The sequence below is a fragment of the Paenibacillus sp. P4_A7 genome (assembly GCF_056402455.1).
Map to the genome: position 1 here is coordinate 1 of NZ_JBFUHJ010000247.1, position 7,955 is coordinate 7,955.

At 43.8% G+C, this 7,955-nt stretch carries 11 protein-coding genes; 6 read left to right on the plus strand and 5 right to left on the minus strand.

Going from position 1 to position 7,955, the window contains the following annotated elements:
• Positions 1-220: 220 nt before the first annotated feature.
• The 4 genes from AC1DWN_RS22300 to AC1DWN_RS22315 are packed head-to-tail and all read right to left on the minus strand — an operon-like array spanning position 221 to position 3,800.
• Positions 221-1,294 (minus strand): glycosyltransferase family 4 protein, encoded by a 1,074-nt coding sequence (locus AC1DWN_RS22300; RefSeq protein WP_477561097.1) that lies wholly within the window; start codon positions 1,292-1,294, stop codon positions 221-223.
• Between the two features lie 15 nt (positions 1,295-1,309).
• Positions 1,310-2,254: a CgeB family protein gene (locus tag AC1DWN_RS22305; RefSeq protein WP_477561098.1), complete on the minus strand. Its 945-nt coding sequence runs from the start codon at positions 2,252-2,254 to the stop codon at positions 1,310-1,312.
• 24 nt (positions 2,255-2,278) lie between these two features.
• On the minus strand, positions 2,279-3,043 hold the full coding sequence (locus AC1DWN_RS22310; protein WP_477561099.1) for a glycosyltransferase: 765 nt from the start codon (positions 3,041-3,043) through the stop codon (positions 2,279-2,281).
• Complete coding sequence (locus AC1DWN_RS22315; protein ID WP_477561100.1) at positions 3,024-3,800, minus strand: serine/threonine protein kinase; 777 nt, start codon at positions 3,798-3,800, stop codon at positions 3,024-3,026. Before AC1DWN_RS22315 ends, AC1DWN_RS22310 begins: the two co-directional genes overlap by 20 nt.
• 192 nt (positions 3,801-3,992) lie before the next feature.
• On the opposite strand from AC1DWN_RS22315, the gene AC1DWN_RS22320 reads away from it, so the two are divergent.
• From AC1DWN_RS22320 to AC1DWN_RS22345, 6 genes are all read left to right on the plus strand, one after another.
• Entirely contained in the window at positions 3,993-4,682 is a 690-nt protein-coding gene (locus AC1DWN_RS22320) for a galactosyltransferase-related protein (protein ID WP_477561101.1), read from the plus strand.
• An 11-nt stretch (positions 4,683-4,693) separates the two neighbouring features.
• On the plus strand, positions 4,694-5,377 hold the full coding sequence (locus tag AC1DWN_RS22325; RefSeq protein ID WP_477561102.1) for a glycosyltransferase family 2 protein: 684 nt from the start codon (positions 4,694-4,696) through the stop codon (positions 5,375-5,377).
• Between the two features lie 104 nt (positions 5,378-5,481).
• Positions 5,482-5,697: a hypothetical protein gene (locus AC1DWN_RS22330; RefSeq protein ID WP_477561107.1), complete on the plus strand. Its 216-nt coding sequence runs from the start codon at positions 5,482-5,484 to the stop codon at positions 5,695-5,697.
• A complete protein-coding gene (locus AC1DWN_RS22335; RefSeq protein ID WP_477561103.1) occupies positions 5,628-5,951 on the plus strand; it encodes a galactosyltransferase-related protein in 324 nt (107 codons plus the stop codon). The genes AC1DWN_RS22330 and AC1DWN_RS22335 overlap by 70 nt, the downstream gene beginning before the upstream one ends.
• A 34-nt stretch (positions 5,952-5,985) precedes the next feature.
• A complete protein-coding gene (locus AC1DWN_RS22340) occupies positions 5,986-6,684 on the plus strand; it encodes a glycosyltransferase family 2 protein (RefSeq protein ID WP_477561104.1) in 699 nt (232 codons plus the stop codon).
• 37 nt (positions 6,685-6,721) lie between these two features.
• Positions 6,722-7,303 (plus strand): polysaccharide deacetylase family protein, encoded by a 582-nt coding sequence (locus tag AC1DWN_RS22345; RefSeq protein ID WP_477561105.1) that lies wholly within the window; start codon positions 6,722-6,724, stop codon positions 7,301-7,303.
• A 90-nt stretch (positions 7,304-7,393) separates the two neighbouring features.
• On the opposite strand, the gene AC1DWN_RS22350 is transcribed toward AC1DWN_RS22345, so the two are convergent.
• On the minus strand, positions 7,394-7,955 hold a 562-nt coding region (locus tag AC1DWN_RS22350; RefSeq protein WP_477561106.1), incomplete at its 5' end, for a polysaccharide pyruvyl transferase family protein.

The following is a 7,955-nucleotide window of genomic DNA, read 5'->3' on the forward strand; positions in this document are numbered from 1 at the left end:
AGGGAGGGGATTTTTTCCTCAAGAAAAGTTTTATTGTAGTGTACGATGGTTAAATTGGGCATGGTCTCTTGTAAATACTGGGTTTACGACTGGGATTTGTTGCAGTAATAGACTTCATGGCAGTACATGCGTTTTGAAGATGGATTTCACCGTCAATGGTTCTTTACAATGGTTCATTTGTCGAAATTCGGGAGGAGTCTCTTTCTGCCAAATAGGGTATTCACACATATTGATTGTAAATCCGCTCCAATTGGGTGACGCTGGTTGAGATATCGTAATATCGGCATATGACCTTATATCCGTCCTCCACCAATTGATTACGAAGCGCTTCATCCGCCGCCAATTCGACCAATTGATCGATCAATTCGTTATCGGAGATCGCATGGAAACCATTCATATGAAATAAAATCTCATGATGGTTGTGTTTATCCACGGCACCGGCGAATCCGAAACGCATGGCAAATACCGGACGTTGACAGGCCATTGTTTCCAAGGCAGCACGGTCGCAGGCCAAGACGATGTTGGACATCGTGATGAATGGCCGCACATCGTCCTGGCTTCCCACGCATCGTATCCTGAGGCGGGGATGCCCGCTGACAGCATCGGATTCTTCCTTGATTTTGTTATAATGGGCGCCGTCACCCACGATAAAGACATTCAATCCTTTGAGTCGGTCGGCCAAAGCAGGCGCACAGCGTATTAACTGCAATACGGATTGTTCTTTATCGTCGGCCAAACGGGTAACAGCTGCCAGTGTAAACCATTCCGGATTACCGCCGAATTGTGATCGTGCAGTCGGTTCCAGCGGGGCTGAGTGAAACATATTGAGGTCGATCCCGTTTCGAATGATGGAAACTTTCTCCGGGTGTGCGATGTTGTTGATCAGCACTTTGGCCACTCTAAAATCTACCGCAATCACGCGTTTAACGACTTCAGATACCTTATAACCGGTAGTCGACCGATCAAGCCCGAAATCGTAATGACCGTGCATCGTCACAATAAGCGGTTTGCCAAGCGCTTCAGCTAGCTTTCTCCCCTTGATGATAGCGGTAAATGGATGCGCGTGTATAAGGTCCGGTTCGAAGGGGTGAATATCATGGAGAAGATCGTCAGTCCACTGGATATGTTGGAAACGATTTCCTTCATCCTGAATTTGGGAAAGAACCTGAGGGGTAACCGAAGCCGTGTACAACAAAATGTGATGTCCCCTTCGCAGCAGCTCATTGGTGAATGTAACGATATGCGTTTCCAAGCCTCCCATTACCAAACGATCTGCCAAAAATACGATCTTCATAGGGTTCCTCCGATCTTATATCTTTTTCAAAGCTTCAATAATTTCCGCCGCACGCTGCTGGTAGGTGTGGTGCTTTAGGACAAATTGCAACCCATTCTCGCTGATTTTTTCCCTGGCACTATCTCTGCTCAAATAGAAATTCATCAGCTCGACCGTCTCATCATAGCTTTCTGACCATACCAAATGTTTGTGATTTTCGAACATCGACTCGATCGCTTTCGTATGTTGGGTCAAGAAGAAGCCGCAGCACCCCAGAATCTCGAACGTCCGCATGGACTGCATCGTGCTGGAATCGACGATCGTGTGGACGCCGAGCACTATTTTAGCAGAAGAATAAACATCAACGGTTTCCTCATGAGCCATGAATCCTTTATAGTACTCGGGATCGACGTTAAACCGGTGTATCGGATTCCCCCAGTCCCATCCATAAACCTCCACCTTTTTGCCTTGGTCAATAAATGGCTGGATGATATATAAATAAGCCCGGTACCTATGCTCGAATATGTTGTAATTATTGCCGATATGGACAGCGTCCAATAGGGCATACTTGGGATTCAGGGGACGTTTATAGTAATAACTGGGATCCATCGCGAACGGGATGCAAATCGCATGATGTCCGTTTCCGTGATAGTTTCCCAGCATTTCTATGCAGGGGGTCAGGCTAAGAACGGATTGCTTTGCCCAGTCCATGGCCATTCCGCTGTTGGAGATCGGATCTTCGATAGCCCAAAATATATGGGGAATCTTCATCTGTTCCAATACAGGGAAAACAAATTTACGGGTGTTCACTCCGCCTTCCGTGAAGATGTAGTCTGGCTTAAATTCATCTATTTTCTTCAGAAGCCCTTCCACGGTCTGTTCCGGAACTTCGATTCTGGCAGTCTCCCAGCCATTCTTCTCAAAACCCAACTGCATCCCGTATTTGATAATAGGGGTCGGATTAGTAAACAATATTTTCAATTGCTTTCACCTCGAGTCTAAGTCTTAAATAATCAAGCCATGATGTTTCAAATAGTACTCTTCAGCCGCTTTCATTTGGCTAGGCCTACGAAGATCGGATTCTGGCACAGGGATTGGCCGATGGATGGMGACAGCATCTCTAGCAACCACGGCTTGATTGATTCCAAGCTTCCTTAACTCCAAGTAGAAAGCCGAATCTTCTCTAACAAACAGCGGAGGAATCTGGAGGTTGGGTTGCAACGCCTTCCGGCATAGAACAAGACAGCCCAGCGGCCCCCAATCCGTTAATCCATATTTTCCGGGTATGGTGCGAAGCGCCTCCCGTGACAGTCTGTTATCTTTGATTCTCATCTTTGATCCTGCAATTTGAATCCCGCCTTTTGGCCCCTTAACCAACCCTGTGAAAACACAGTGATTGGGATATTCATCCATGGCCGCTTGGATCGATTGAAACCATCCTGGAGTGATTTGCATGTCATCGTCCAAGGATGCGATAACTTCATGCCGTGATTTGGCGATCTCAAACAAATGATGGCGTGCTCCTCCGCAGCCAACTCTCACGTTGCTGATCTCCTTATGGTCATTTAACATAACCAGTTTACCGTTCGGTTTAGTTAGCAGATTCGTAAGGTAATCCCCCATTGGCGGACCCGCGTCGTTATAAACGTAGAGTACAAAGGGAACATCGATATATTGGACGAGATGGTTAATATTCAACGTAAGTGCTTTTTTTCGCGTTCCAATTGTTGTAATTATAATTCCCAAATGGTCATGCATGATTATTTTCATTACCCCCCTGTACAATTAACGGAGTCAATACATCGATTAATTCTTGAGCAGTGCGGTATCTGTTGGACGGCACTGAATCTGTTGCCTTTGTCAATATGGCTTGAAGCTTCTGGTCTTCGATCAATTGGCATGCATGTTTAGGGCTAAAGGGCGCTTCACCGATTAACAGGTACAAACAGACGCAAGCGGCACTGTACAAATCGGAGCTGTCATCCAAGTGGGCAGCATTTCTAGTCAGTTCTGGAGGCATATATCCGTCAGTTCCGCCGTTATGTGTACCTTGATATACGCCATTTTTGTTTTTTCTCACGATACATCCAAAATCAATGATTTTGACGGATTCTGGATCATCGTTCAAAGTCATAATGTTATGTGGGGTAATATCACAGTGAAGCAAGCCGGATTCGTGCAGAGCCTTAAGGCCACTCAGCACATGAATGGTGATTTCCAGCGCTGTTTTTGGTTCACGTTTAGGACCGTATCGGAAGTATCCTAATCGTTGTCCGGCATGATAATCCATCACAATATATCCGTAGGGTTCGCTAATGAAAAAATCATGCAGTTGAATAAGCTGGGGGTGAGCCGGACAATTTTGCAAATACTCGGCCTCTTCTTTAGCATTCGAAATGTTTCGCATTCGTTTTAAGGCAAATATCGACTGTGTGTCAAGTTCGGTGCCCATAAAAATTTTACTGGTATACCCTTCAGACACGGGCTTGGCGTTCATGTAGTATCTTCCGACTTTGATAGTATTCAATGCTAGCTACGCTCCTATCATCAACTCTTAGAAAACTCCTAAGTTAAGATATGATTTTACATTCCCGTATGCAAGGRCTAATAGGAGGGAAATATAGTTTTTTTGAAGTAAGGGCACTTGTACAAACCTAAGGCTTAGCTGTGAATATGATAAACCTACACCGAATGAGATAAAAGATGCGAGGTGACAAGGATGAAAGATATATCCATACTCATTCCATATAAACCGGATCATGGACATAGGGATGTAGCATTTCAATGGACAAGAGCCTATTACAAAAAAATGATGCCGGAAGCGGAACTGTGTATCGGTAACAGCGATACGGAACTGTTTTCAAGGTCCCAAGCCATTAATAACGCTGCCAAATTGGCAACTAGAAATGTGTTCGTTATTGCCGATGCCGATCTGATTTATGATCCAGCTTGTATCTTTCAGGCTATGGAGTTTCTGGAAGAGCACGCATGGGTCATTCCTTTTTCGGGAATACGTTATTTGGACAAAAACAGTACACTTGAGCTTCTGCAAAAGGATCCTGTATGGCCCATTGCTGTCCCTTCAATAATGGATATCAAACCTGAAGTTAGAGGCTTTGTTGGAGGAGTGAATATAGTCCCGAGGGAAAAGTTCGAGATGGTGGGCGGGTTTGATGAACGATTTCGCGGTTGGGGTGGGGAAGATTACACATTTGCGTATTCATTGAACACCCTCTGCGGGCATTACAAAAGAATAAATGCTGATATGTGTCATTTATGGCATCCCAGCATGCAAGCAGAAGGCAATCCGAATTACAAAGCCAATTATCAACTATATCGCCGGTACTGTAGGGCTGCAGGGGACAAAAGAGCGATTCAAAAATTAATAAATGAAAGACTTATCCAGTAGGAGGGATTCATATGGTTTCCATACTAACGAGCACGATTAGGCCCCAATACATGGAAAACGTGTTCCAAAACTATCAACAGCAAACTTATCAGGATAAAGAATTGATTATCATATTGAATCATGACGATATGAATATCGATGAATGGAAGGGAAAAGCGAAGTCCCATAATAATGTCTTCGTTTATCAGCTGCCGCAGCATAAAACATATGGAGACTGTCTCAATTTTGCCGTTGAGAAGTCAACTCATGATGTACTTGCCATATTTGATGACGATGATCACTACGCTCCCAGCTATTTGACGCAGTCGATGCAAGTGATGAATCGTTCCGGTGCCTCCGTAGTCGGCAAGGGAGATTTCTTCGTCTATTTCGAGATAAATAAAGCACTTGCCGTATGCCGCCATAGCCGTCCGAATACGTTCACCACTGCCGTAGCGGGAGCTACATTAGTCTTTAAAAAAGAAATATGTGAAAAAGTGAAGTTTGCCGCTTTGAATTTAGGAGCAGATAAAGGGTTTAAGGATATGTGCAATAAACTCGGGTATAAGATGTATGCCACAGATCGATACAATTATACTTGCGTCAGAAGAAGCGACGTGAACGACCATACTTGGCAAATAGACCAAGAGAGATTCATGAAAAGTTGTCAATTTGTCACGTATACGGACGATTACAAGTTGTTGGTTTCAAAATAAGACGTTCAGCAGACAGGTGGGGATAAAGTTGTAACACATCCCATTTTTCCAGATCCCAAGCCATTAATCATGCCGGCAAAGCAGCGACAAGAGATATATTTGTAATTACAGACGCCGATATGATTTACGATCCGGATAGTATTAAGAAATCAATAGAACTTCTGCACCAGCATGCATGGGTGATTCCATACTCCAGGATCGGGTACATGGATGAACCAAATACCACCAAGTTATTAAAAATAGAACCTGAGTGGCCTATACCTTTCCCGATAAAAACGAATATCAAGATGCGGCGAAAAAACGTATTGTTGGAAGAGTGAATGTTATACCAAGAAAGTATTTTGAAGCGGTGGGAGGATTTGACGAGAGATTTCGCGGTTGGGGTGGTGAGGATGATGCATTTGCCTATGCACTGAACACCTTGTGCGGACATTATGGACGAATGAATGCGGATCTGTATCATTTATGGCACCCAAGGCCGCGTGCTCAAGGCAATCCCAATTACAAAGCGAATGTCGAACTTTATAACCGGTATCGTACGGCATCCGGAAACATCAGAGCGATAGAGAAGTAAATTCAGGATAGAAAAGGGGAGGAAAAGGAGTAAGATGGTATCGATTATAACCAGTACGGTTAGGCCGCTTTACATGGACAACTTGTTCCAAAATTATCAACACCAGCTCTGTGAAGATAAAGAACTGATTATCGTTTTAAATAGAGATGATATGGACATTTACAAATGGAAAGAGAAAGCAAAGGTGTATCCGAACGTCTTCGTTTATCAAATGCCTGGGCACACAACATTAGGGGAATGTCTCAATTTCGCCATCGAGAAGTCAAACCATAGCATCATTGCGAAATTTGATGATGATGATTATTATGCTCCCCATTATTTGACTCAGGCGATCCAGGCGATGAAGGAAACCGGAGCACACGTAGTAGGGAAAGCGGCTTATTTCGTATATTTCGAAGAGAATAAAAATCTCTACATGCGCCGCAACACCCAGCTACAAAACACCTTTACGTCTTCTCTGGCGGGATCAACTTTGATGTTTCAAAAAGAAATTTTCAATAATAATGTAAAGTTCCCTTCTATGAACGCAGGAGAGGACCGGGAATTCAGACGTATGTGCATAAAAAACAAATGCAAAATGTATTCGACTGATTCATACCATTACGCTTATATAAGAAGAAGCGATGTGAATAGCCACACTTGGAAGATTGACAAGAATAAGTTTTTGAATTCATATGAGTTGGTTACTGTTACGGACTCCTACAAGCCCTTTGTTACCAATAAAATCGTATGATGGAATAAAAATACAATACGACTGCGAGGTGTTTGATATGAATAAAAAGCTTGCCGCGCTAACGTTTGATGACGGCCCTTCTATTTATAGCGAGCTAATTCTGGATATTCTTCATTCTTATAAGATTCGAGCTACTTTTTTTTGTGTCGGCTCAGAGGTGGAGAAATTCCCCTCTATGATTCGACGCATGCAAGAGGACGGGCATGTAATCGGGAATCACACCTGGAATCATCCCGATATTAGAAAGATACAAGAGCCGACGTTGCTGCAAGAGCTGCAATCGACGAACCATGCTCTTCATCAGATTCTCGGGTATACTCCCCACCTCTTTCGTCCGCCTTATGGTTATCTGGATAGTGCATCCTCGGCCACAGTAAAAGGCTCTGGTCTCACGACGGTTTTATGGAATGTAAACAGTAAAGATTGGTATCATGGTGAGGCTTCATCCATTTATAAGCGTGTAGTTACGAATCTTAAGGATTGTAGCATCATCTTACTTCATGACGGAGACCAGCATGGCTGTGGCCCAAGAGATATTACTGTAGATGCACTGCCAAAAATTATTGACCACTTGTTAAACAAAGGTTATAGATTTGTGACTATACCGGAGTTTCATTAAGCTGCTTATCATATCAGTCGTTTTGCAAAAAAACAATGCCGCAACCCATATAGGTTACGGCATTGCTGCGTTACCGGGCGATCGCTACCGTCATGCTTGTTCCCGGAAGACAGGAAATGAGTGGAGTGAAAACTCGGCGATCGCAGGAAGCTTATGATAATTGGAGGAACGATAATACACCGTTTTTCCAAGCATGGCAGAGGCAATCATGACATGTGCGCGGTCCGTCTTGATCGTATCGTATTGGGCAATCGTTTTAAGCCATTGGCTTAGGTTTTTGCACGTAAGGGAAATGTCATTATTGTTCACAGGGCGATCGTCAAAAGCCCGTTCTTTATCCGTCCGGTAGGCGTTTAATACCCCTTTTCCCGGGAGTTTGTAGGGTGAAAAATCGAAGAAAAATGCACAATCGTAGGCAAAATCGGCGTTGCACAGATCTTTGATCAGCCTATACGATTCCAATTCTCTGGAAAAAACGAGAGCTTTGGTCTTGGATAATGCGTCTTTGACAATATTAACGGACGGTTCGAAAGAACTAGGCAGAATAATGACTCGTTCAAATTGGTTTTCTATGACGGAAAGGTAATTCGGCATCCGATGATGATACGACTTGCTCCAACCCCCACAACCGGAGATGAGGGCAGTATGGCCT

Coding starts and splice junctions, on each gene's coding strand:
- AC1DWN_RS22300 (WP_477561097.1), bottom strand. CDS start 1,294: ATGAAGATCGTATTTTTGGCAGATCGTTTGGTAATGGGAGGCTTGGAA.
- AC1DWN_RS22320 (WP_477561101.1), top strand. CDS start 3,993: ATGAAAGATATATCCATACTCATTCCATATAAACCGGATCATGGACAT.
- AC1DWN_RS22325 (WP_477561102.1), top strand. CDS start 4,694: ATGGTTTCCATACTAACGAGCACGATTAGGCCCCAATACATGGAAAAC.
- AC1DWN_RS22340 (WP_477561104.1), top strand. CDS start 5,986: ATGGTATCGATTATAACCAGTACGGTTAGGCCGCTTTACATGGACAAC.
- AC1DWN_RS22345 (WP_477561105.1), top strand. CDS start 6,722: ATGAATAAAAAGCTTGCCGCGCTAACGTTTGATGACGGCCCTTCTATT.